We start from the raw sequence: 20764 nt of genomic DNA on the forward strand, positions 1-20764 counted from the left end.
CAAAGGCCTCAGGTTCGCAGGGCCCGCGGTGACGGGTCCAACGATTTTCCCGGTGGGAGAACTGAGGTGTGCGATCCGGGGAGTGGATCCCCGTTTCACACGGACACCGGTCTAAACGGGGAAACGATCCCCGCTTATTTCCCAGCTCCGATGTGACCTGAGTCACACCAGAATCCCCCCTCTCCGCACCCCCTCCCACCGGCAGAAACCCACGATCGGTCGCGCTCAGCGAGCGCCCGCGCACACCCCGGCACAGGGTGAGCGAACAGGGTGCAGCCAGGACCGGCGGCTGCCGCGGAGTGGAGGGCTCACGCATGCAGCAGCCGACCCGGAAGCCCATAGCCCGCCCCCGCCCGCGTACCCGGGCGACGGCCCGGCGGGTCTCGCCACGCACGGCGGCCCTCGCCACGCTCACGGCCCTCGCCCTCGCGGTCACCGCCTCGGCGAGCACCGGGCGGCTCCTCGCCGAGACACCCTCGGCCGCGGGATCCACGGCGCAGGCGCGGCCGACCGCCCTCGGCCCGTGCATGATCAGTGGGGACCTCGGGGTGCAGATGCCGGAGGGCATCCCCACGGGCCCCGGCTACGCCCGCTCCACCGGCACGGTGCGCGCCCTGAACCTGATGATCGACTTCTCCGACGCCCCCGGCGAGGGCTCCGCGCTCGACCGGCTCGGGGAGTTCTTCCCGCAGACCACGGACTGGTTCCGCACCAGCTCCTACGGCCGCGTGGACTACCGCGCGGAGGCGCCCGTCCAGGACTGGCTGCGGATGCCGAAGCCCTTCAAGAAGTACGGGATAGAGCGCGGCGCCCCCTTCGACCCCGGCTACCGGGAGCTGGTCGACGACATCGTGGCCGCGGCCGACCCGGACGTGGACTTCTCCCAGTACGACCTGGTGAACATCCTCGTCACCCCGAACGCGGGCCCCTCCGCGCTCGACACCGTCCTTTCGGTGACGTTCGCGGGCAACCACGAGGCACCCGTCGCCGACGGCGTCCCGGTCGCCAACGCGTCCTTCGTCTACAGCCGCCAGGACGACGGCTCCGGCAGCTACGACCAGACCGGTTACCGCGTGCTCCCGCACGAGAACGGCCACGTCTTCGGCCTGCCCGACCTCTATACGCAGGACGGCGGGGGCGCGGTCGGCCACTGGGACATCATGAGCGAGGACTGGGGCGCGGGGAACGACCTGCTGGCCTGGCACAAGTGGAAGCTGGGCTGGCTCGACGACACCCAGGTGAACTGCGCGGCGTCCCCCGGCACCACGGAACACCTCCTCAGCCCCCTGGCCGCCGAAGGCGGCACCAAGCTCGCCTTCATCCCCCTCACCAAGAAGACCGGCTACGCCGTCGAGGTCCGCACCCGCGCCGGCAACGACGAGGCCGTCTGCCGCCCCGGCGTCCTCGTCTACCGCGTCGACGCCGACGTCGACACCGGCCACGGCCCGGTCACCGTCTCCGACTCCACCCCCGACAGCGGCGGCTGCACCCGCAGCCCCAACGTCCACGCCGAACTCTCGGACGCCCCGTACACCCCCGGCGAGACGTTCCGGGACCGGGACGCGGGGGTGCGGGTGACGGTCGCGGGGGCGGATCTGGACGGGAATTATCGGGTGCACATCACGCGCGGGGGCCGCTGAGGAAACCGTCACGAGGGCGCGATGCGGCGGACGCCGCCCGAATAGGTTGCCCCCATGGGTCTCTTCAGCCGCTTCGAACGCGTCACGCATCCACCCGACGACATCGCACCGCCCTGCACACCGGAGGAGGTCATCGAGGCGCTGCTCGATCTCAACGGGCCCGACGCCCCCTGGACCGTACGGGACGGAGATCCGGACGAGGGCGCCGACCTGGTGGCGGACTGGCACTGCACGGACCCTGTCTGGCGCAAGTACTTCCACTCGGCCACAGAGGACTCGGTCCTGCAGACGCGGATGCGTCTGATGCCGGACGAGTGCCAAGTCCGCTCCCTCGACTACCAATGGCAGCTCCCGACCACCTCGATGTCGCGCAGCGTGTACACCTCGGGCCGAGGGCAGCTCCGGTGGGCGTCCGTCTCCTGGTCGAGAGAGCTCGGACCGGACGGAAAGCGGCGCATCAAGAAGAAGGTCGAGTACGACACCGCGGACCTGAAGAACCACCTGCGGGACACCGTGCTCGACATGGGCTGGTCCTGGCGGGCCAGGTTCTCGAAGCTGTGAGCGCGCCGCGCTCCGCGTCTCGTGCGCCCTGGGACTCACGCCGCCACGGCCGCCGAAGGCACCGTCTCGCGGACCTGGCGTAGGAACACCGCGTTGCTGGGCGTCTTGCGCAGGTGGCCGAGCAGGGCCTCCACGCCGTCCGGGCCCTCTCGGCGGTCCAGTGCGCGGCGCAGGCCTCGTAGCGCCGCCAACTCGGCTGCCGGTACGAGGAGTTCCTCGCGTCGCGTGCCGGAAGGCGTGATGTCGATGGCCGGGAAGACGCGGCGGTCGGCGAGGGTGCGGTTCAGGCGGAGTTCCATGTTGCCGGTCGACTTGAGTTCCTCGAAGTAGTAGTCGTCGGCGCGGGAGCCGGTTTCGACGAGGACGGTGGCGAGGATGGTGAGGGAGCCGCCCTCCTCGGCCTGGCGGGCGGCGCCGAAGAGGCGCTTGGGGCCCTGGACGGAGGCCGCGTCGACGCCGCCGCTGAGGGTGCGGCCGCCGGACGCGGCGGAGTTGTTGTAGGCGCGGCACAGCCTGGTCAGGGAGTCGAAGAGCATCACGACGTCGCGGCCCTCCTCGACGAGCCGCTTGGCGCGTTCGACGGCGAGTTCGGCGAGGGCGATGTGCGTCTTGGGGGTCTTGTCGAAGGTGGAGGCGAGGACTTCGCCGCGTACGGAGCGCCGCATGTCGGTGACTTCCTCGGGCCGTTCGTCGAGGAGGACGACCATGAGGTGGCACTCGGGGTGGTTCTCGGTGACGGCGGCGGCGAGCTGCTGGAGCAGGACGGTCTTGCCGGTGCGCGGCGGCGCGACGATCAGGCCGCGCTGCCCCTTGCCGACGGGTGCGACGAGGTCGACGACGCGGGTCGCGACGGAGCCGTGGGGGTTGCCGGTGGTCTCCAGGCGCAGCCGCTCGCGCGGGTGCAGCGGGGTGAGGTCGGCGAACTTGGGTCGGGCGCCGGGTTCTTGGGGCGCGCGACCGTTCACGCGGGCGACCTCGGTGAGTACGCGCGGCTTCTCGCCGCAGGTTCCCTCGACGAAGTCGCCGGTGCGCAGGCCGAGTCGGCGGATGAGGGCGGCCGGGACGAGCACGTCGGCCGGGCCGGGGAGGCAATGGGCGCCGCGCAGGTGCCCGTTGGGGGCGTTGCGGTCCGCTCGGTCGGCGCGGTCGTTGCGGTCGTTGCGATGGGTGTTGGTGGGTGCGATGTCCAGGACACCGCTGTGGAGGATCTGGCTGGTCATGAGTGTGGGTCCTTTCGCGGACATGCGAATGAAGGGGGCCCGCGTGGCGGAGAGTTCACGCCTGGTACGACGGGCGGACCGGCGGGCGCGTGGCCGACGGAACGCGGACCACGGGCGAGCCGTGAAGTGGAACGAGAACCCGGTTCGGGGTGGAGCCGACGAGATGGAGCAGGTGGTGATGCGGGTGATGCGCAGTGGTACGTGGAGATGGCCTCGGCTGTGGAGTACAGCGGCCGGGAAAGCGGCACCCGAAACGGGGGAGAGAAGCACCGGCGCCCAGAGGGGGCGTACACACGTGCTGACCGCAGCGTAGCACACCGACGGCGCTCACGGCGCAATCCGCTGGGGATCTTGAGCCTCCGCACGCCTGGTGACGCTGCGTGCGTGATCCCGTACGTTCAGTACTCGTGAGGGACGCGAAGTGCGGCTCCACAGGCAGGAGGAACGCCCATGCGCCGGTTCACGCTGACCGTAGGCTCCCTGGTCACGGCGGGAGCGCCGACCCTCGCCGTCCCCGGCTCCGCCCACGCCGTGCACGCCCTGCCGGACTGCCTCGGCCCGCCCGTCGCCGTCGTCCCGTCGGGCCAGAAGCTCGACTCCCCGACCGGGGTCAGCGTCTACATCCCCTGACCCCCGCGCCCCGCGTCACCCCCACAACACCCCCGAACCAACCCCGCACCACCCCCGAACCGCGTCGGCCGATGACCCTGAGCGCGTCGGCCGGCGCCCGGACGGCCCGTCCCACAGCTGACCGCCCCGCCCGACTGCGCCCCCCACGGGCAGCCGGGCGGGGGTGGGCACGGGCGGCGGGAGGGTCGCACGCGGAGCCAGAACGCCGCGTGCGACCCTGGCTGCCGGGGCCCGTCGACGCCCCGACCAGCACCCCAGGGACGTGGAGGGCCGAACACCCATGACGGACAGCCGAGTTGTCATCGTCACCGGCGGCGGTACGAGCATCGGGGCCGCCACCGCCCGCCAGTTGCGCTCCGCCGGACACCGCGTGGTCGTCTCCGGGCGCCGCCCCGAACCGCTGCACCGGGTCGCCGAGGAGACCGGCGCCCTCGCCCACCCCTCCGACGCCGCCGACCCCGACGCGGTCGCGGAACTCGTCGTGTTCACCACGCGGACGTACGGCCGCCTCGACGGCCTCGTCCTGAACGCGGGCACCGGCCGCCCCGGCGCGGTCGGCGACATCGGCCCCGAGGACTGGGCCGCCGTCATGGACACCAACCTCACGGGCCCCTTCCTCCTCCTGCGCGCCGCGCTCCCCCACCTCCTGGAAGCGCGCGGCTCCGTCGTCGCGGTGGCGTCCGTCGCCGCGCTGCGCAACGGCGTCGGCAACGCCGCGTACGCCACCTCCAAGGCCGCCCTCCTCCAGCTCTGCCGCTCCCTGGCCGTCGACTACGGGGCGCGCGGCCTGCGGGCCAACTCGGTGTGCCCGAGCTGGGTGCGCACGGAGATGGCCGACTGGCGGATGGGCCGGTTCGCGCGGGACGCGGGGCTCGGGGACGGGCCCGACGCGGTCGACGCGGCCTACGACGAGGCCACCCGGCTCACCCCCGCCGCCCGCCCCGGCCGCCCCGAGGAGGTCGCCGAGGCCATCTCCTGGCTGCTGTCCCCCGCCGCGTCCTACGTGAACGGCGCGAGCCTCACGGTCGACGGCGGCGTGACGGCCCTCGATCCTGGGACGGCCGCGTTCAGGTTCCACCTGGAACCACGGGACTAGCGCCCGCCCGACTTCAGGTTCCACCTGGAGCCCCGGAACCAGCGCCCGCCCGGGCGGGACCCCGGCACCTCACGAGGGACAAACCCTCCCACAACCCCCCATCACCGCAAGAGAGTCGACAACTCAGGCCGATCGCCCTGCCGTTCCGGACCCGCCCCGCCGTACCGTTCTCCCATGCCCGAACTCCAGCGCCTGCGCCCAGACCACGCCCCGGCCCTGCTCGCCTTCGAACGGGAGAACCGCGCATACTTCGCCGCGTCGGTACCGGACCGGGGCGACGCCTACTTCGCCGAGTTCGACGCACGGCACGCGGCGCTCCTGGCCGAGCAGGAGACCGGGGCCTGCCACTTCCACGTCCTCGTGGGCGGGGACGGCGAGATCTTCGGTCGGGTCAACCTGGTGGACGTGGCGGACGGCTCGGCCGAACTCGGCTACCGCATCGCCGAGAAGGCCGCCCGCCAGGGACTCGCCACGTCCGCCGTGGAGAAGGTGTGCGCGCTCGCGGCGACCGAGTACGGCCTGACGTCCCTGCGCGCCTCGACGACCCACGACAACCCCGGCTCCGAGGCGGTCCTCGCCCGCTGCGGCTTCGTCCCCGCGGGCGAGATCGAGCTGGACGGCCGCCCCGGGATCACGTACACCCGGGACCTGACGGGCCGCGCCCGGACGGGGGCCGTGTCCGGGCGACGGTACACCGCGTAATGGGCATTCGGGACATTACATAGGCCCGGGGGGCCTCACAGGAAGCTGACGTTCTGCGCCAGCGCCAACCGCCCCGAGTAGTTGACGGTGTTCGTCGCGGACCGCATGTATGCCCGCCACGCGTCGGACCCGGACTCCCGCCCGCCGCCGGTCTCCTTCTCGCCGCCGAACGCCCCGCCGATCTCCGCCCCGCTCGTGCCGATGTTGACGTTGGCGATGCCGCAGTCGGACCCCTCGGCGGACAGGAACAGCTCGGCCTCGGCCTGGTCGCGGGTGAAGATGCTGGAGGACAGGCCCTGCGGCACGTCGTTGTGCAGGGCGATGGCCTCGTCGAGGGTCTCGTACGTCATGACGTACAGGACGGGCGCGAAGGTCTCCTCGCGGACGATCCCGGTCTGCGCGCCGACGCGGACGATCACCGGCTCGACGTACGCGGCGTCGGGCGCGATGTCCGCGAACCGCCGGCCGCCGCCCGCGAGCACCTTGCCGCCCTCGGCCTGGGCGCGGGCCACGGCCTCCTGCATGCGGTCGAGCGCGGCGGTGGAGATCAGCGGCCCGACGAGGGTGGCCTCGTCGAAGGGGTCGCCGACGGGCAGCTTGGCGTAGGCGGCGGTGAGCCGGGCCACGAGGGTGTCGGCGATGTCGCGGTGCACGATGAGGCGGCGCAGCGTGGTGCACCGCTGTCCGGCCGTGCCCGCCGCCGCGAACACGATGCCCTGCACGGCGAGGTCCAGGTCGGCGGAGGGCGCGACGACGGCGGCGTTGTTGCCGCCGAGTTCGAGCAGCGTCCGGCCGAACCGGGCGGCGACGCGCGGCCCCACCTCGCGCCCCATCCGGGTGGACCCGGTGGCGCTGACGAGCGCGACCCGGGAGTCGTCGACGAGCTGTTCGCCGACGGCCCGGTCCCCGATGACGAGCCGGTGCACGCCGTCGGGGGCGCCGACGTCCTGGGCGGCCCGTTCGAGGAGCCGCGCGCAGGCGAGGGAGATCAGCGGGGTCAGCTCGGACGGCTTCCAGACGACGGTGTCGCCGCAGGCCAGGGCCACGGCGGTGTTCCAGGACCAGACGGCGCAGGGGAAGTTGAACGCGGAGACGACGCCGACGACGCCCAGCGGGTGCCAGGTCTCGGTGAGCCGGTGTCCGGGCCGCTCGGAGGCGATGGTGCGCCCGTAGAGCTGCCGGGAGAGGCCGACCGCGAAGTCACAGATGTCGATCATCTCCTGGACCTCGCCGAGCGCCTCGGAGCGGATCTTGCCCGCTTCGACGGTGACGAGGTCGGCCAGGTCCTCCTGGTGCTCGCGCAGCAACTCGCCGAGTCTGCGCACCAGTTCGCCCCGGCGCGGGGCCGGGGTGGAGCGCCAGTCGAGGAAGGCCCGGTGCGCGTCGGCGACGGCCTCCTCGACGTCGGCCGGGGTGGCGGCGGGCACGGGGAAGAGGCGCTCGCCGGTCAGGGGCGTACGGGCGTGGCAGACCTCGCGCTCGGTTCCGCCATCGCCCGCGCCTTCGTCGAGCGTGACGCCGACGCGGTCGAGGGCGGCGCGGGCCCGGGTGCGGAGGTCGTCGGTGGTGGGGAGGGTGCGGGGCATGGGTCTCCTTCGGGTCGGCGGGCCGTGAGCGGGCCGGGATCGAGCGGGCCGGGGGCGAGCGGGGCCCGGGTCCGGGATGCCGATGACCCCGGGTCCGGAGTGTCGATGGCCCTCGGGTCCGGGGTGTCGATGGCCCCCGGGCCCGGGATCAGGTCAGAACCTGTCCGGGTCGGGGCGGGCGGTCAGACAGTCGACGTCACCTCTACCCGTTCGAGCCGCAGCTCCTCAGCGACCCGCCCCAGGGACTCCTCCTGCTGCCCCTCGTACAGGGCGAACGGATCGAGTACGTCACGGCCGACGGCCCCGGACAGCCAGTCGCTGTCGTACGCGGCGCCCGCCTCGCCGTCCTTGCGGGTGCCGGAGCCGTCCAGGTTGGACTGGAAGATCCCGGCGGCGGACCGGGGCAGGAAGTCCTCGTACACGATCGGGTCGGCGCGCACCCAGCCCTCGCGCAGGAGCCCGGGCAGGTCCGGCGGCGGGGTGCGGCCGTCGCGGGGCCGGTCGGCGACGACGTGGTACGTGAAGTGGGCGAGGCCGCGTTCGGCGAGGGCGTGCTCGGTGCGGGGGAAGTGGTCGGGCCAGAGGGCGCGGGCTCGGTCGGCGCGGGTGGCGGGGGTGGCGGGGGCTGTGTCGGCGCCACCGCCCTGGGTGGCGCCGCCGCCCTGGGCCGCCCCTGCCGCCCCCTCCGCGTCGAGCCGCGCGAGCAGTTCGTCGTACAGCGCCCGCCCCCGCCGACTGAGCGCGATCCCCCGCGCCTCGACCTCCCCGAACCGCACCCGCAGTGCCCCCGGGACCACGCTCCCGTCCGGCTGCCGCATGGCGCGCGGCTCGTCGAGGGCCCGGAAGGAGGTCTGGCGGAGGAGCACGTCCGGGCCTTCCCACTTCGGCGGCCCCTGGATGGCGTCGATCATCCGGACGCCGCGGTCGGTCATGCGCCGGTACAGCTCGTCGATGTCGAGGACGCGCGGCGTCAGATGGTTGATGTGCGTGCTGCGCACGCCCCCGATGTCCGCGGCGACGGCGGAGACCCGCTCCAGCGTCTCGTACCACGCCCGGTCGACCGGCTCGGGCGACAACTCGAAGGCGCCGACGGCGAGTTGGAGGAACCGCTCGGCGTGGTCGCCCGGCAGCCCCTGCTCCGCCTCGGCCCGGTCGGCGAGGGCGAGCAGCTCGGCGGGGAACAACTCCCGTTCCCCCAGGAACCGTTCGAGCCTGGCCCGCAGGTCGGCGTCGAAGAAGCGGGGGTCGGCCGGGGTGAGCAGCGAGGTGAAGACGCGGAAGGGGTTGCGGGCCAGCTCGTCGCCGTCGACCGGCCGGAAGGCGGTGGACACGACGGGCACGGCGCTCGCGGCGGCCTCGCGCAGGTCGTAGAACCCGACAGGCCGCATCCCGAGAGCGCCGAAGACCCGGCCGACCTGCGCCAGCTCGGCGGGCGTCCCGACCCGGATGGCCCCGTGCCGCTCGGCGGTCACCCGCCCGATCGCCCCGAGCCGCTCGGCGTCCGCGCCGCGCTCGCGCAGCACGTCCTCGTTCACCTCGCGCGAGACGTCGACGAGGGTGGTGTACGCGGGGACCTCGCGCCCGTACATGGTGGAGAGGCGGGCGGCGAAGGCGGCGCGGAGCTGCCACGGGGTGAGCCGGGCGGTCCCTTCGGGGATGGCTCCGGACACCTCACGCGCTGCCTGCTGATCCATCAACGTGCCTCCCTGTCCGCCAGATCCTGCTCGTCAGTTCCTGCTCGTCACACGACGTGGGCCTCGGGCCGGCCGCCGGTGGCCGTGCCGCCGTCCCGGAAGCGCTCGGCGCTCAGCGGGGTGACGTCGACGACCGGCCGCCGCCCGAGGTACAGATCCCGTACAACCTCTCCCACGGCGGGGGCCTGAAGGAACCCGTGACCGGAAAACCCGGTGGCGTAAAGGAAGTTGGAGACCCGCGGGTCCCGTCCGATGAGGGCGTTCCGGTCCGGCGTGAGCTCGTACAGACCGGCCCATCCCCCGGCGATCTCCAGGTCCGCGAGGGCGGGGGCGCGCCGTCGCGCCGCGTCCCGGAACAGTTCGACCCAGTCCTCGGTCCAGGTGGTGTCGAAGCCCTCCTCCTGGGCGGGGTCGGCGAGCCCGACGAGCAGCCCGTCGTCGCTGTTGTGGAAGTAGGCGGTCGAGGAGAAGTCGATGGTGAAGGGGATGCGCGGGGCGGGCGGGTCGAGCGGCCGGGTGAAGGCGATCTGCCGCCGCACGGGGCGTACCGGCAGCCACACCCCGGCGGCCTCGCCGACCCCGGCGGACCAGGCTCCGGCGGCGCACACGAGGGTGGAGCAGGGGATGACGCCGCGGTCGGTGCGGACGGCGGTGACGCGCCCGCCGTCGTCGTCGAGGTCCACGCCGGTGACCGTGGTGCCGGTGCGGAACCGGACCCCGGCGCGGGCCGCGGCGCGGGCATAGCCCTGGATGACGAGGCCGGGGCGGGCGTGGCCGTCGTCCGGCGAGTGGACGGCGCCGACGAGGCCGTCCTCACGTACGTACGGACACAGCTCACGCGCGCGCGAGGGGCTGATGACGCGGCTGGGCACCCCCAGGGCGTTCTGGGTGGCGACGCTCTCCTCGAAGGCCGCGAGATCCGCGTCGTCGCTCAGCAGGAACAGATACCCGACCCGCTCGAACCGGATGTCGCCGCCGGGCCGGTGCCCGAAGTCCCCGTACGCCCGCAGGCTCCGCAGCCCCAGCTCGATGTTGACCGGGTCGGAGAACTGGGCCCGCACCCCGCCGATCGGCTTGCCCGAACTGCCGCAGCCGAGCGTGCCCCGCTCGACGACGACGATGTCCTCGACCCCGGCCTCGGCGAGGTGGAAGGCGATGGAGACGCCCATGACGCCACCGCCGACGATGACGGTCGAGGGGGTGCCGGACGTAGCGGTCAAGGTGCGATCCCTCCCACTCAGCAGGGGCAATCAACAGGGGCTCGACGCGATCTACCGGTCATCGTGCAGCAGCGCGACCATTGACGTCCATGAACAGATCCTGCGCGTGACCGTTGAGCACAGCTATAGGAACTCGCCGGGGAACGAGGAGAGCGAGCCGCCCGATGCCGACCCCCGACCGCGGCCCCGCGCCGCGCCCCGGATCCGCACCGTGAACTGGACCAGCGCCCAGCTGCGCTCCCTGGTGGAACTGGGCAGAAGGGGAACGATCACGGCGGTGGCCGCGGCGCTCGGGTACACGCCGGGCGGTGTGTCCCAGCAGATCGCGGCCCTTGAGCGGGCCACGGGCCGGGAGCTGCTGCGCCGGGTGGGCCGCAGGGTGGAGCTGACCGAGGCGGGCCGCACGCTCGCCGAGCACGCGGAGCGGATCCTCGCCGCGGAGGCGGAGGCGATGGCCGCCGTGGAGCGCACCCGCACCGAGATCACCGGGACCCTCCGGGTGGCGCTGTTCGCGACGGCGGCGGCGGACATCCTGCCCGAGGCGCTGCGCCGGGCCCGCGAGGCGCACCCCGGCCTGGAGGTGCGCAGCAGGGACATGGAGGTGGACGACGTGTACGACGCGGTGGCGTCGGGGACGGTGGACCTGGCGCTCGGCCTGGACTACCCGGACGTACCGATCCCCCGGGACCCGGGCCTGCGCGTACGCCACCTGCGCACGGAACGCTTCGCGCTCGCCCTGCCGCCGGGGACGTACACGGAACGCTTCGCACCGTCCTTGCCGCCCGGGACGTACGCCGACCGCCCGCCCACCCCGCTGCCCCTCACCGCCACCGAGCCGCTCCCCTGGATCCTGCCGTCCCCGTCCACGTACTACGGCAGGGCGATCCGCACGGCCTGCCGCCGGGCGGGCTTCGAACCCCGCGTCCACCACGAGGTGACGGACACGGCGGCGACGCTGGCGCTCGTCGAGGCCGGGGTCGGCGTCGCCACGGTCACCGACCTGATGCTCCGCCTGCGCCCCTCCCGGGTGGACGTCCTCCCCCTCACCCCGCCCCCGGAGCGCCACATAGTCATGGTCTACCGCACCGCCACGGCGTCCCTGCCCACGCTGACCTCACTGATCGCACTCCTCGAAGGCGACGCGGGGTAGCACCCGCGAGCGGGCGGGCCCCACCCTCAGAGCGCCTCGGCACCCGCCCCCACCACCATCCGGCCCCACACCCCGATCCGCTACGCTGTCCTGGTCCGCCTTCGTAGCTCAGGGGATAGAGCACCGCTCTCCTAAAGCGGGTGTCGCAGGTTCGAATCCTGCCGGGGGCACCAGCCAAAAGGCCCCGGACCGATCATGGTCCGGGGCCTTTTGACGGCACCATTTGACGGCAGTCCCCCCTCAGGCTGCCGGTCGACGGCGTATGAGCAGCCTGTCGTTGTGCCTAGGGCAGGCACACGGAAGGCTCGTACAGCCTCAGTCACGTCGGTCGCGTCCACCGCGGCCGCCCCTCGTCGGCGACGAGCCGGGCCGCGCGAACAGCACGACGCAGGCAGACGCTCTTCCTGCACTCGGCACCGTTGCTGCACACCGGACACGCGTACAGGTGGCAGAGGTGGATCCGGTACAACTCCTCCGCGCGGGACGCGGCTCGGTCGGTGGCCGTCACGAGCCCTCCCCGCGCTGCGTGTTGAGGGCCTGCCGCAACGAGCCGCGCAGCTGCCCCACGTCGGTGAGCACGCGGGAACTCGACGGCTCCACCGCCCAGTGCAGGGCGGGCTCCGCCGCCCCCAACGGCGGAACCACGATGTACGTGGCCGGCCCACACGCAATGGTCTGCGGCAGCACCCACCCCTCGGTCGACCGCGGAGCCAGCAGGAAGTAGTGGATCCGCGTCCACGGATCGCAGATCACAGCCCCGCACCCGCCGCCCAGCACGTCCATGGCCCGCAGCGCGAGCGTGCGGGGCGCGCGGACAGCATCGAAGTGGACGCCCGCCTCGACGTGCCACACCGTGCCGACCGGCGGGAGCCAGGGCAGCTGCGCTCTCACGGCGGCGCTCATACGACACCTCCCCGCAGGCGCCGGCCGCACCCCACGTTGGGCCCCATGCGGCTACCGCTGCGAGACGTGAGGTGCCTGGCCGGTACGAGGCACTTGCTGACGGTGCCTCGGCACGAGCACGCCCGGCCGTGCTGACGAGCGATGCTCCCCCGCCCCACCCGGATCGCCGCGACCGTGTTCGCCCTGGCCATCCCCGCTCCCATCTGCCTGAAATCCATGGACAGGCAGATGATGGGCCGCTACAAGGGCCGCAAGGGCTACAACGTGTATCCCCTCTGCTCCCTCATCCGGGGCTCTGCACCGCGCCGATCCACTCCGCGAAGGCCGTCAGTTCCTCGGCGCCCCCGCGCCGCAGGCGCCGCAGCGTGGCCGCGGTCTCGCGGGCCCACCGGTGCCCGCGGGTGTGCTGGGGCGCGACGAGGCGGGCAACCTGCAGGCTCTCCCACGCATCGTCCGGCAGCCCGGCCCACAGCTGGGCACGCGCAAGCTCGATCCAGAAGCTGGACTGCCGCTCAGCCGGTAGGCAACGGGGAGGGGCCCACTCGTCGGCCACGCCCAGAGCGCGGCTGACGTGGTCGCTGCCGAGGCTGACGGCCACGGACACCTCATGGATGCGTACGGAGTCGGGGCCGAACGCCGTGCCCTGGTACTGGCCTTCCGGTACGTCGCGGCTGAGCCTGCGCGCCTCGGTGAGGTGGGTGTCTGCGGCGTCGGCGTCCGAGGCACGCCCGGCGATGACGGCAGCGCGCATGTGCAGCGCTCCGAGGGCTGCGTGCGCCTCCGTGCTGGTTGGTGAGGGGCTGACGTGGATGGCCTGTTCCAAGGCGCGCAGGCCCGGAGCGTGGGCGCGAGCGGCGAAGAAGACTTCGGTGCGCACGTAGGCGGTGCTGGCTTCGACGAGGGGGTCCTCGGTCTGCCGTGCTGCCCAGCGCATGAGTTCGATGAGGCGCGCGGACAGGTCGTGGTGTCCGTACTTGTAGGCGACGGCGTCGGCGGCGCGCGCGATACCGACCACCAAGCGGGCGGCTTGCTGCCGGTCGGGGCCTGTCGCGTGGTGGAGGGAGCGCAGGGCGTCGTCGAGGAGAGCGGGGGCGGCACGGGCGATGCGGGTGTACTGCGCGGCGAGGCGCCAGTTGACGGCCTCGTCGGTCGCGGCGTGCAGTTCGACGAGCGTGCGGCGGGGCGCGTCCATGGGGATGTCGTACGCGGCGATGCATGCGGCGATGGCGGGGATGGCCGTGTGAATGCGGCTCAGGGCCATGGCGTCGCCGGTGGCCAGGCGCCCAGGGTCCACACCGAGGGCGGCCGCGATGGATTCCAGCGAGTCGTCGCTCGGCGCTCGGACACCCCGCTCGATGCCTTTGATCATGGCGAGTGAGAGGTAGGCGGTGCGGGCGAGGTCGGCCTGGGTCATCCGGCGTGCGTGACGGGTGGCGGCGATGCGGCGGCCGACCTCGCGCTTGCTGTCGGCAGGCATGCTGGCTCCAGTTCCGGGACGTCCACTCCGAACCGTACCCACGCGGACACCCACCGGATACGCGAACGGCTCCACCCGCACACCTGGGTGGAGCCGGATCTTGATGGTCAGTCAGCGATGATGGACGTCAACTGTGTGAGGCCGCCGATACGCCAGTCCGCGGTCGCCACAACGTCCGGGTCGTCCGCCCACAAGTGTCCCCACGGCCCGCGCCGGATGTGCGCCGCCCGCAGACCGGCACGCTTCGCCGGATACAGATCGTTGGCGGGGTGGTCGCCCACGTACACAGTCTCGTGAGGGGCAGCCTGCGAGATCTCCAGGACCCGGGCGAAGAACTCCGGGTCTGGCTTGGCCACGCCCCACTCGCCCGAGGTCACGATGACATCGGCGGGCAGGTCCAGGCCACGCAGGAGTTCCCCCATGCGGCCTGTCTGATTCCCGGCGATGATGACGCGTACGCCGAGCTTGCGGAGCCCTGAGAGGGCCGGTCTGACGTCGTCGTAGAGGTCGCTCTCGTCGACGAACTCGCCGTGCCCAGCAGCCTCGCGGGCCGCGTACTCGGCTGTGATGTCGATGCCCGGGCGGGCCAGGCGCACGGCGTCCGCGTTGTCGCGTCCTTGCGCGACGACGGCGCCGACGAGCGCGGACAGGGTGTGGCGGGGGATGTCGAGCCAGTCCGCCCACGATCCCCAGTAACGATCGTCTCGGGTGATGGTCTCGCCGACGTCGAGGACGATGGTCTCAATCACCCCAGCGAGCTTAGGGCGTTGCGGATGCCTGGGTTCACCAGGTCAGAACAGCTGAGGCCCAGGTCACGGAGTGAGTCTCCGGGCCTGGGCCTCAGTCGTTCTGCCTGCGGGCGACAACCGGCAGGGGTCACCGCTGGTGCGCGGGCTGCTCGGGCTGCGGCTGCTTGGGGCTGTCCGAGAGTTTGAGCCAGACGACGCCGCCGATGATCAGGGTGAGCCAGAGGACCTTGACCGGGGTGAGGGTCTCGTCGAAGAAGACCGGGCCGAGCAGTGCCGCTCCCACGGCGCCGATGCCGGCCCAGACCGCGTAGCCGATGCCCACGTCGATGGTGCGCAGGGCCAGGCTCAGGGAGAAGAGCGTCAGCAGGAAGAAGACGACCGCGATCAGGGACCAGGACAGCACCGTGAAGCCCTGACTGCCTCCCACGGCCAAGGCGTAGGCGATCTCGAAGGCTCCGGCGAGGAGGAGGATCGGCCATGCGCGGGCCCGGTCGCTGCGGGATGCGTTGTTCTCGGGGGTGGTGGCGGGTGTCGTGGTGGTGGGTGTGGTGGTGGCGTTGGGCGTAGTGGTGGTGGCGGCGTTGGGGGTAGTGGTGGTGGACATGTGAGTTCCTTTCTCAGGGGCGTTCTTTGCCGGGCGGCGGGGGTTGGTCGGGTGGATTCCGGGGGTGTCAGGCCGCTCCGCTGAGCTGGAGGCCTACGACTCCGGCGATGACCGCGGCTATGCCCAGGAACTTGCGCCAGTCCAGGCGCTGCCCGAACACGAGGGCCCCGAGCACGACGATTCCCACGCCGGAGACGGCGGTCCAGATCGCGTAGCCGACGCCGACCTCGAAGGTCAGCAGCGCCTGACTGAGTAGGTAGGTGGCGATGCCGCCGCTGATCAGCGTGGCGGCGGTCCAGCCGGGGCGGGTGAAGCCCTGTGCCCGGCCTGCGGTGAGGGCGACGGTGATCTCGAAGACGACGGCGAGGGAGAGGTAGAGCCAGTGCATGACGGGGTCCTTACGTGGGTTACGTGGGGGTGGGCCATGTGGGGGTGGTGGGTCATGTAGGGGTGGGTTACGTGGTCGTGGGTGGCTAGGGGCGGGTGAAGTCGGGGCGGTGCAGGTCGCGGTAGCGGATGAAGGGGGCCAGGCCCCGGTCCACGGGGAGGTGCCGGGCCGCTGCCTCCAGGGGCGGCCGGGCGGTCGGGGCGGCCTCGTAACCGGCCCGGTAGTCGAAGCCCCACGCGGCGGCGGTGTGGCGATCGACCGCGAAGCGGACGGCGGCGATGCCGTGAGCGGCGGCGAAGCGGTAGCACAGGGCACACGGCTCGCCCGTCGCCAGCAGGGTGGCTCCCCGGAGGGGCGGGCGGCCGCGGTCCCTGACGGCCTGGCGCAGGGCGACGATCTCCGCGTGGGCGGTGGGGTCGCCGGTCTCGTGGACGAGGTTCACACCCGGGTCGGAGATCCACCCGTCGGCGGCGACGAGCAGTCCGACGAAGGGGACCCCGCCGGACTCGACCCGGCGGACGCAGGTCTCCACGGCGTCGGCCATCAGCGCGGTGAGCCGGGCCGTGTCGGCGGTCATACGGCGGCGGCCGCCTTCCTCGGTCGTACGGCGGTCGCTTCCCGCGGTCGTACGGCTGCCGCTCTCCCCGGTCATACGGCCACCGCCTCCCGCAGCGCCCGCCGGATCACGCCCTCGGTGGCGACCCCGTCGATGCGCCGGGTGCCGATGACGACCGTGGGGACCACGGTGATGTTCATCCGCGCCGACTCGGCCAGCGCCTGCCGGTGCCGCTCGGCGTACTCCGGCTCGTCGAGGGCCGCGGCGTAGGCGGTCGGGTCGAGTCCGGACTCCTCGGCCAGGCGGGCCAGGACCGCGCGGTCCCCGATGTCTAGGTCCTCGCGGAAGAAGGCCGTGAGCACGCGCCGGTGGTAGGCGTGGGCCCGCCCCTGCTCGGCGGCGTACTGGGCGCCCAGGAACGCCAACTCGGTGTAGGGCTGCGGCGAGACGGTCGGCAACCGCATCGGCACCTGGTGGTGGCGTGCCATCGGATACACGGCGCGCTCCCAGATGCCGGGCAGGTACGGGTCCTCCGGTCGCAGCGTGGGGGTCGGACGGGGACGCAGCTCGTGGGCGTGGTGGACGACTTCGACGTCGGGCCGGTCGGCGATCGCGCGCTCGATCAGCTCGTCGGCGATCAGGCAGAACGGGCAGACGTAGTCCGACCACAGATGGATCTGAGCAGTCACGGCGAGCTCCGCTTCCCCCCGGGCACCCCCGGTGGGTGCGACACCCAGATCGTGTAACTTCACACCGGCGTCAACTTCAAGGAACGAAGGAACGGAAGCCGGAGCACGGTTCAGGAGGTCTCATGCGCATCGGTGAGCTGGCGGCTGCCAGCGGCGTCAGCACCCGGTCCCTGCGGTACTACGAGCAGCACGGGCTGATCCGCTCCGAGCGCACCCCCGGCGGGTGGCGCGACTTCGACGGCTCCATGGTCGAGCGGGTCGTCATGATCCAGCACCTGTTCGCCGCAGGCCTGGGCAGCTCCACCATCGACGAGGTGCTCCCCTGCATGGAGGCTCCGCTCGACGAGCGCAACGGCGTCATGGAGCAGCTGTTCGCCCAGGAGGCCGAGCGCCTGGAGGCCAAGCGCCGCGACATCGACCGCGAACTCGAAACCTTGCAAGCGCTCCGCGCCGAAACGGCCCTGCCCGGCCAAGCCCCGTGATCACCCCGCGAGCCCGAGCAGCGTCCCACCGAGTGGTGCGGTCAGAGACCGCTCCGACCTGAGGTTCCCCCAAGGGACGCGCTCCGTTCGGCCCCGGGCTCCCGTCCGGGGCCGTTTGCGTGAGCGAGATCAACGTGCCGGGCAGCAGACAGTACGCTGGATCCAACGGGATCGGGCCCGCAGCACAGTGTCCGGGAGGCGCTTCATGACGGCCGAGATGATGGCCCCGGCGTGGATGCACAAGCAGATCACGGTGGAGGAGTACGAGTCCTGGTCCGAGGAACAGTGCGCCGGTATCGAGATCGTGGACGGGATGGTCGTCGTGAGCCCGAGTGCGTCCAAGCGGCACAACAGGCTGGCGCGAATGCTGGCGAACGCCCTGGATGCGGCCTCCGGCCCGGAGTGGAACGCCGACACGGGCTTCGACGTCCGGCTGCAGGACGTCCCGCTCACCAATCGCCGCCCGGACGTCGTCGTGTACCGCGCGGACACGATCGACATCACCCCCACCCGCCCTGAGCATGTGCTGCTGGTCGCGGAGGTGGTGTCACCAGGCTCGGAGACCACCGACCGGATCGTGAAGGTCGACCAGTATGCCAAGGCGGGCATCGGTTTCTACTGGAGGATCGAGCAGGCCGCGACAGGCGTTCCTCTCGTGTACACCTACGTTCTCGACCCCGCGACGAAGACCTACCGGGACGGAGACGTGTTCACGGGCGCCCTCAAGGCAGCGGCTCCCTTCCCGGTGGAGATCGACCTCGGCGAGATCTGACCCACGCGCTGTTCAGCGGTCAGCCGACGTCGGCACTCGCCCGGGAGTCGCAGGCGCCCGCCGCAGGCGCAGGCAGAAGGCGGCGGGCGTGGGTGCGCCCGGCTCGTACCAGGCATCGCCGTCGGCGGCGCGGGCGAGGTTGCGGACGATCCACAGGCCCAGGCCGGTGCCCTGTCGTCCGGGTGCCGTGCCGGGGATGCGGCTGAAGCGCTGGAAGAGGCGGGGGACGGCCTCCGGGGGTACGCCGGGTCCGGCGTCCTGGACGCGGATGTCGATGTGGTCCGCCGACGCGGTGACGTCGATCCGGAACGGCAGAAGACCGTAAGTGAAGGCGTTCTCCAGGTAGTTGGTGAGCATTTCCCAGAAGTCGCCGCGGTCCACGTACGCCACCACGTCGGGCTCGCAGGACACGTCCACTTCGGGGGCGCCCTCGTCGAGGGCGCCGAGTTGTTCGAGGATGAACTCCAGGACGGGGACGGGTTGCGGGGTGGCGTGGGCGGCCTTCCCGTCGATCCGCGTCGCGGCCAAGTGCCTGCGTACGAGGGTCTGCAGCCGCCCGGTGGCGTCGATGACGCGGAGCGCGATGTCCGTCCGCTGCTCGTCGGTCAGATCCGCGCCGGAGTCCCGCAGGGTGTGCGCGAGGACGCTGATCGTGGCCAGTGGACTGCGCAATTCGTGGGCGGTGACGGCGATCACGGTGTCCTGCCGGGCGAGGGCCGCCTCCAGGGCGCGCTGTGCCCGGCGCCGTTCGGTGACGTCCCGCAGCGTGGCGATGTAGAGGCGTTCACCGGACGCGTGCGTCGCCGTGACCCTCATCTCGACCACGCGTCCCGAGCCCGACGGCAGGACGAGGTCGATCTCGGCCACGCCCCTGGCCGCGAGCGGGAACCCGAAGGGTGCGGCGAGCAGTTCGCGCGCCGGCCTGCCGAACAGCTCGGCCGCGGCCGGGTTGCAGAGCCTGATGAGCCCCTCCTCGTCGACGGCGACGATCCCGTCGGGCGCCGCCGCCACGACCGCCTCGACCGGGTGGCCGTACGGCACCGCCTCCGGGGCCGCTCCCGCCGGGACGTCGAAGTCAGCCATCGGGTTCCGCGCCGGGATTCTGCGTGTTCCACAGCCCCTGCTGCCCCTCGCCCGCCAGGGACGGGCTGTGCTGCGGGGTACCGCCGCTCTGCGGATAGACCGAGCCGAGGACGCTGGACAGGCCGCGCATCGGTTCGCCGATGTGCATGCCGGTGTCGTCGATCGCGAACTGGCGGATGGTGTGGTCGTGCGTGGAGCCGCGGGTCTGCAGGACGGCGATGCCGCGCTGGATCTCGCCCTGGACCTCCACGTACCGCATCAGGATGGTCACGTCGGTGAGGCTGGCGACCTCCATCGCGATCGCCGGTGTGACGGTCGGGGTGACCCGGCCGGTGGGGGCCGAGGTGAACAGGGTCGTGATCTCGTGCTGGCGCAGGACGGCTCCCAGGGAGATGACGAAGTCGAGCAGCGCGCGCGAGGTCACGATGCGTTCGAGCGCGGAGAGGGTGTCGATGCACACGCGGGCGGGGCGGAACTCCTCGATGACGCGCCGAACCCGCAGGAAGTGCTCCTCGGGCGAGGCCACTTCGGGGTATTCGGACACGACGTGCAGCAGGCCCGAAGCCTCCATCGCGTCGAGGTCGAGGCCCCAGCTCGCGGCGTTGCGGCCGAGTTGTTCGCGGGTCTCGTCGAAGCTCTGGAGCAGACAGCGCTCACCGGCGTTGACGGCGGCGGCCGCGAAGAACAGGCTCGTCAGCGTCTTGCCGGTGCCGGTGGGGCCGGTGAGCAGCACGATCGCGTCCCGGAAGAACCCTCCCCCGCACATGGCGTCCAGTTCGGGATTGCCCGAGGAGACGCGTTCCGTCGACGCGCGCTCGCGCGGCTGCAGGAAGGCGAGGGGCATGATCACGATGCCCTCGCGCGGGCCGATGGTGAACAGCCATTCGCCGGTGCGGTGCGAGGTGCCGCGGAACTTGACGATCTCGATCGTCCTGCGGCGCCGCTCCTGGCGCAGGACGTTGCGCAGGATGATGACGTTGTCCAGGACGAACTCCTCGACGCCGAAGCGGGACACGCTGTTGTACTCCTCGGCCCGCTCCGCGGTGAGCACGGTGGTCACACCGAGGGAGTTCAGAGCCGAGACGATCCGGTACAGCTCGTGGCGCACGACTCCGATGCCGGTGAAGTTGGTCAGGACCGCGCCGATCGAGTCGAGCGCCACGCGCCGGGCACCGACCTTGCGGACCGCGTGCGTGATCCGTGCCGTCAAGGCACCCAGGTCGTACGCCCCGATCGTCGGCGCCTCCTCGACGAGACTCGCCGAGGCGTCGACGAACACCCACTTCCCGCCCTCCTCCCAATCCCCGATCGGGAAGCCCAGGGAGGCGACGTTGGTCCGGATGTCCTCGGGGTCCTCCTCGAAGGTGACGAACACCCCGGGGTCGCCGTGGTCCTGCACGCCCCGCGCGAGGAATTCGAGGGCGAACAGGGTCTTGCCGCTGCCCGTGGTCCCGACCACCAGCGTGGAGCGTTCCGAGGGCAGTCCGCCGAGCGCGATCTGATCGAACCCGTTGATGCCGGTGGGGATCCTCGGGATACCTTCGATTCCACTTCCAGTCATC

Annotated in this window: 22 protein-coding genes and 1 tRNA gene; 9 read left to right on the forward strand and 14 right to left on the reverse strand. The window is 72.2% G+C overall.

The features are described 5' to 3' along the window. The first annotated feature begins 314 nt into the window (after positions 1-314). Complete coding sequence (locus ACFVHO_RS18730; RefSeq protein ID WP_385715397.1) at positions 315-1640, forward strand: M6 family metalloprotease domain-containing protein; 1326 nt, start codon at positions 315-317, stop codon at positions 1638-1640. A gap of 54 nt (positions 1641-1694) precedes the next feature. Continuing rightward, entirely contained in the window at positions 1695-2201 is a 507-nt protein-coding gene (locus tag ACFVHO_RS18735) for a hypothetical protein (protein WP_385715400.1), read from the forward strand. Positions 2202-2236: 35 nt separating this feature from the next. Here the strand turns inward: ACFVHO_RS18735 and rho are convergent, their stop codons facing one another. Then, complete coding sequence (gene rho, locus ACFVHO_RS18740) at positions 2237-3421, reverse strand: transcription termination factor Rho (RefSeq protein WP_385715403.1); 1185 nt, start codon at positions 3419-3421, stop codon at positions 2237-2239. Between the two features lie 450 nt (positions 3422-3871). Here rho and ACFVHO_RS18745 point away from each other — a divergent pair, with 450 nt between their 5' ends. From ACFVHO_RS18745 to ACFVHO_RS18755, 3 genes are all read left to right on the forward strand, one after another. Continuing rightward, entirely contained in the window at positions 3872-4051 is a 180-nt protein-coding gene (locus tag ACFVHO_RS18745; protein WP_385715406.1) for a hypothetical protein, read from the forward strand. A 280-nt stretch (positions 4052-4331) separates the two neighbouring features. Further along, on the forward strand, positions 4332-5147 hold the full coding sequence (locus ACFVHO_RS18750) for an SDR family NAD(P)-dependent oxidoreductase (RefSeq protein WP_385715409.1): 816 nt from the start codon (positions 4332-4334) through the stop codon (positions 5145-5147). Positions 5148-5321: 174 nt separating this feature from the next. Continuing rightward, a complete protein-coding gene (locus tag ACFVHO_RS18755; RefSeq protein WP_385715412.1) occupies positions 5322-5849 on the forward strand; it encodes a GNAT family N-acetyltransferase in 528 nt (175 codons plus the stop codon). Positions 5850-5884: 35 nt separating this feature from the next. Here the strand turns inward: ACFVHO_RS18755 and ACFVHO_RS18760 are convergent, their stop codons facing one another. The 3 genes from ACFVHO_RS18760 to ACFVHO_RS18770 all read right to left on the reverse strand — a co-directional run bounded on the left by ACFVHO_RS18760 (position 5885) and on the right by ACFVHO_RS18770 (position 10349). After that, positions 5885-7435, reverse strand: a complete 1551-nt coding sequence (locus ACFVHO_RS18760) for an aldehyde dehydrogenase family protein (protein WP_385715415.1) — start codon at positions 7433-7435, stop codon at positions 5885-5887. Positions 7436-7617: 182 nt separating this feature from the next. Continuing rightward, a complete protein-coding gene (locus ACFVHO_RS18765) occupies positions 7618-9129 on the reverse strand; it encodes a 2-oxoadipate dioxygenase/decarboxylase family protein (protein WP_385715418.1) in 1512 nt (503 codons plus the stop codon). Positions 9130-9176: 47 nt separating this feature from the next. Then, the gene (locus ACFVHO_RS18770) at positions 9177-10349 is read right to left on the reverse strand and encodes an NAD(P)/FAD-dependent oxidoreductase (protein ID WP_385715421.1); all 1173 of its coding nucleotides are present in this window, start codon (positions 10347-10349) and stop codon (positions 9177-9179) included. A gap of 106 nt (positions 10350-10455) precedes the next feature. Between ACFVHO_RS18770 and ACFVHO_RS18775 the strand changes: the two genes are divergently transcribed. Together ACFVHO_RS18775 and ACFVHO_RS18780 are read left to right on the forward strand one after the other, a co-directional pair. Beyond that, a complete protein-coding gene (locus ACFVHO_RS18775; protein WP_385715424.1) occupies positions 10456-11499 on the forward strand; it encodes a LysR family transcriptional regulator in 1044 nt (347 codons plus the stop codon). A 97-nt stretch (positions 11500-11596) separates the two neighbouring features. Continuing rightward, a tRNA-Arg gene (locus ACFVHO_RS18780) sits at positions 11597-11672 on the forward strand. 146 nt (positions 11673-11818) lie between these two features. Here the strand turns inward: ACFVHO_RS18780 and ACFVHO_RS18785 are convergent. The 8 genes from ACFVHO_RS18785 to ACFVHO_RS18820 form a co-directional block, all read right to left on the reverse strand. After that, positions 11819-12007 carry a hypothetical protein gene (locus ACFVHO_RS18785; protein ID WP_385715427.1) on the reverse strand — a complete coding sequence of 63 codons (189 nt, stop codon included), beginning with the start codon at positions 12005-12007 and terminating at the stop codon, positions 11819-11821. Then, positions 12004-12402, reverse strand: coding sequence for a hypothetical protein (locus ACFVHO_RS18790; protein WP_385715430.1), 399 nt, complete (start codon positions 12400-12402; stop codon positions 12004-12006). The genes ACFVHO_RS18785 and ACFVHO_RS18790 overlap by 4 nt, the downstream gene beginning before the upstream one ends. A gap of 283 nt (positions 12403-12685) precedes the next feature. Continuing rightward, positions 12686-13879 (reverse strand): helix-turn-helix domain-containing protein, encoded by a 1194-nt coding sequence (locus tag ACFVHO_RS18795; protein WP_385715433.1) that lies wholly within the window; start codon positions 13877-13879, stop codon positions 12686-12688. A gap of 107 nt (positions 13880-13986) precedes the next feature. Continuing rightward, a complete protein-coding gene (locus tag ACFVHO_RS18800; RefSeq protein WP_385715436.1) occupies positions 13987-14628 on the reverse strand; it encodes an HAD family hydrolase in 642 nt (213 codons plus the stop codon). Positions 14629-14755: 127 nt separating this feature from the next. Continuing rightward, positions 14756-15232, reverse strand: coding sequence for a DMT family transporter (locus ACFVHO_RS18805; RefSeq protein ID WP_385715438.1), 477 nt, complete (start codon positions 15230-15232; stop codon positions 14756-14758). Positions 15233-15299: 67 nt separating this feature from the next. Beyond that, positions 15300-15620 carry a DMT family transporter gene (locus tag ACFVHO_RS18810; protein ID WP_385715441.1) on the reverse strand — a complete coding sequence of 107 codons (321 nt, stop codon included), beginning with the start codon at positions 15618-15620 and terminating at the stop codon, positions 15300-15302. A gap of 85 nt (positions 15621-15705) precedes the next feature. Then, the gene (locus tag ACFVHO_RS18815) at positions 15706-16272 is read right to left on the reverse strand and encodes a nucleoside deaminase (protein ID WP_385715444.1); all 567 of its coding nucleotides are present in this window, start codon (positions 16270-16272) and stop codon (positions 15706-15708) included. Continuing rightward, positions 16269-16865 (reverse strand): DsbA family protein, encoded by a 597-nt coding sequence (locus ACFVHO_RS18820; protein WP_385715447.1) that lies wholly within the window; start codon positions 16863-16865, stop codon positions 16269-16271. The genes ACFVHO_RS18815 and ACFVHO_RS18820 overlap by 4 nt, the downstream gene beginning before the upstream one ends. 122 nt (positions 16866-16987) lie before the next feature. On the opposite strand from ACFVHO_RS18820, the gene ACFVHO_RS18825 reads away from it, so the two are divergent. After that, complete coding sequence (locus ACFVHO_RS18825; protein WP_385715450.1) at positions 16988-17347, forward strand: MerR family transcriptional regulator; 360 nt, start codon at positions 16988-16990, stop codon at positions 17345-17347. A gap of 205 nt (positions 17348-17552) precedes the next feature. Beyond that, on the forward strand, positions 17553-18119 hold the full coding sequence (locus ACFVHO_RS18830; RefSeq protein ID WP_385715453.1) for a Uma2 family endonuclease: 567 nt from the start codon (positions 17553-17555) through the stop codon (positions 18117-18119). Positions 18120-18131: 12 nt separating this feature from the next. On the opposite strand, the gene ACFVHO_RS18835 is transcribed toward ACFVHO_RS18830, so the two are convergent. Both ACFVHO_RS18835 and kaiC read right to left on the reverse strand, forming a co-directional pair. Beyond that, positions 18132-19202 carry an ATP-binding protein gene (locus tag ACFVHO_RS18835; protein WP_385715455.1) on the reverse strand — a complete coding sequence of 357 codons (1071 nt, stop codon included), beginning with the start codon at positions 19200-19202 and terminating at the stop codon, positions 18132-18134. Further along, on the reverse strand, positions 19195-20763 hold the full coding sequence (kaiC, locus tag ACFVHO_RS18840; RefSeq protein ID WP_385715458.1) for a circadian clock protein KaiC: 1569 nt from the start codon (positions 20761-20763) through the stop codon (positions 19195-19197). The genes ACFVHO_RS18835 and kaiC overlap by 8 nt, the downstream gene beginning before the upstream one ends. Position 20764: the final 1 nt, after the last annotated feature.

Source organism: Streptomyces sp. NPDC127108, assembly GCF_042677545.1.
Taxonomy (GTDB): Bacteria; Actinomycetota; Actinomycetes; order Streptomycetales; family Streptomycetaceae; genus Streptomyces.

Coding starts and splice junctions, on each gene's coding strand:
- ACFVHO_RS18730 (WP_385715397.1), top strand. CDS start 315: ATGCAGCAGCCGACCCGGAAGCCCATAGCCCGCCCCCGCCCGCGTACC.
- ACFVHO_RS18735 (WP_385715400.1), top strand. CDS start 1,695: ATGGGTCTCTTCAGCCGCTTCGAACGCGTCACGCATCCACCCGACGAC.
- rho (WP_385715403.1), bottom strand. CDS start 3,421: ATGACCAGCCAGATCCTCCACAGCGGTGTCCTGGACATCGCACCCACC.
- ACFVHO_RS18745 (WP_385715406.1), top strand. CDS start 3,872: ATGCGCCGGTTCACGCTGACCGTAGGCTCCCTGGTCACGGCGGGAGCG.
- ACFVHO_RS18750 (WP_385715409.1), top strand. CDS start 4,332: ATGACGGACAGCCGAGTTGTCATCGTCACCGGCGGCGGTACGAGCATC.
- ACFVHO_RS18755 (WP_385715412.1), top strand. CDS start 5,322: ATGCCCGAACTCCAGCGCCTGCGCCCAGACCACGCCCCGGCCCTGCTC.
- ACFVHO_RS18760 (WP_385715415.1), bottom strand. CDS start 7,435: ATGCCCCGCACCCTCCCCACCACCGACGACCTCCGCACCCGGGCCCGC.
- ACFVHO_RS18765 (WP_385715418.1), bottom strand. CDS start 9,129: ATGGATCAGCAGGCAGCGCGTGAGGTGTCCGGAGCCATCCCCGAAGGG.
- ACFVHO_RS18790 (WP_385715430.1), bottom strand. CDS start 12,402: ATGAGCGCCGCCGTGAGAGCGCAGCTGCCCTGGCTCCCGCCGGTCGGC.
- ACFVHO_RS18795 (WP_385715433.1), bottom strand. CDS start 13,879: ATGCCTGCCGACAGCAAGCGCGAGGTCGGCCGCCGCATCGCCGCCACC.
- ACFVHO_RS18805 (WP_385715438.1), bottom strand. CDS start 15,232: ATGTCCACCACCACTACCCCCAACGCCGCCACCACCACTACGCCCAAC.
- ACFVHO_RS18810 (WP_385715441.1), bottom strand. CDS start 15,620: ATGCACTGGCTCTACCTCTCCCTCGCCGTCGTCTTCGAGATCACCGTC.
- ACFVHO_RS18815 (WP_385715444.1), bottom strand. CDS start 16,272: ATGACCGGGGAGAGCGGCAGCCGTACGACCGCGGGAAGCGACCGCCGT.
- ACFVHO_RS18825 (WP_385715450.1), top strand. CDS start 16,988: ATGCGCATCGGTGAGCTGGCGGCTGCCAGCGGCGTCAGCACCCGGTCC.
- ACFVHO_RS18830 (WP_385715453.1), top strand. CDS start 17,553: ATGACGGCCGAGATGATGGCCCCGGCGTGGATGCACAAGCAGATCACG.
- ACFVHO_RS18835 (WP_385715455.1), bottom strand. CDS start 19,202: ATGGCTGACTTCGACGTCCCGGCGGGAGCGGCCCCGGAGGCGGTGCCG.
- kaiC (WP_385715458.1), bottom strand. CDS start 20,763: ATGACTGGAAGTGGAATCGAAGGTATCCCGAGGATCCCCACCGGCATC.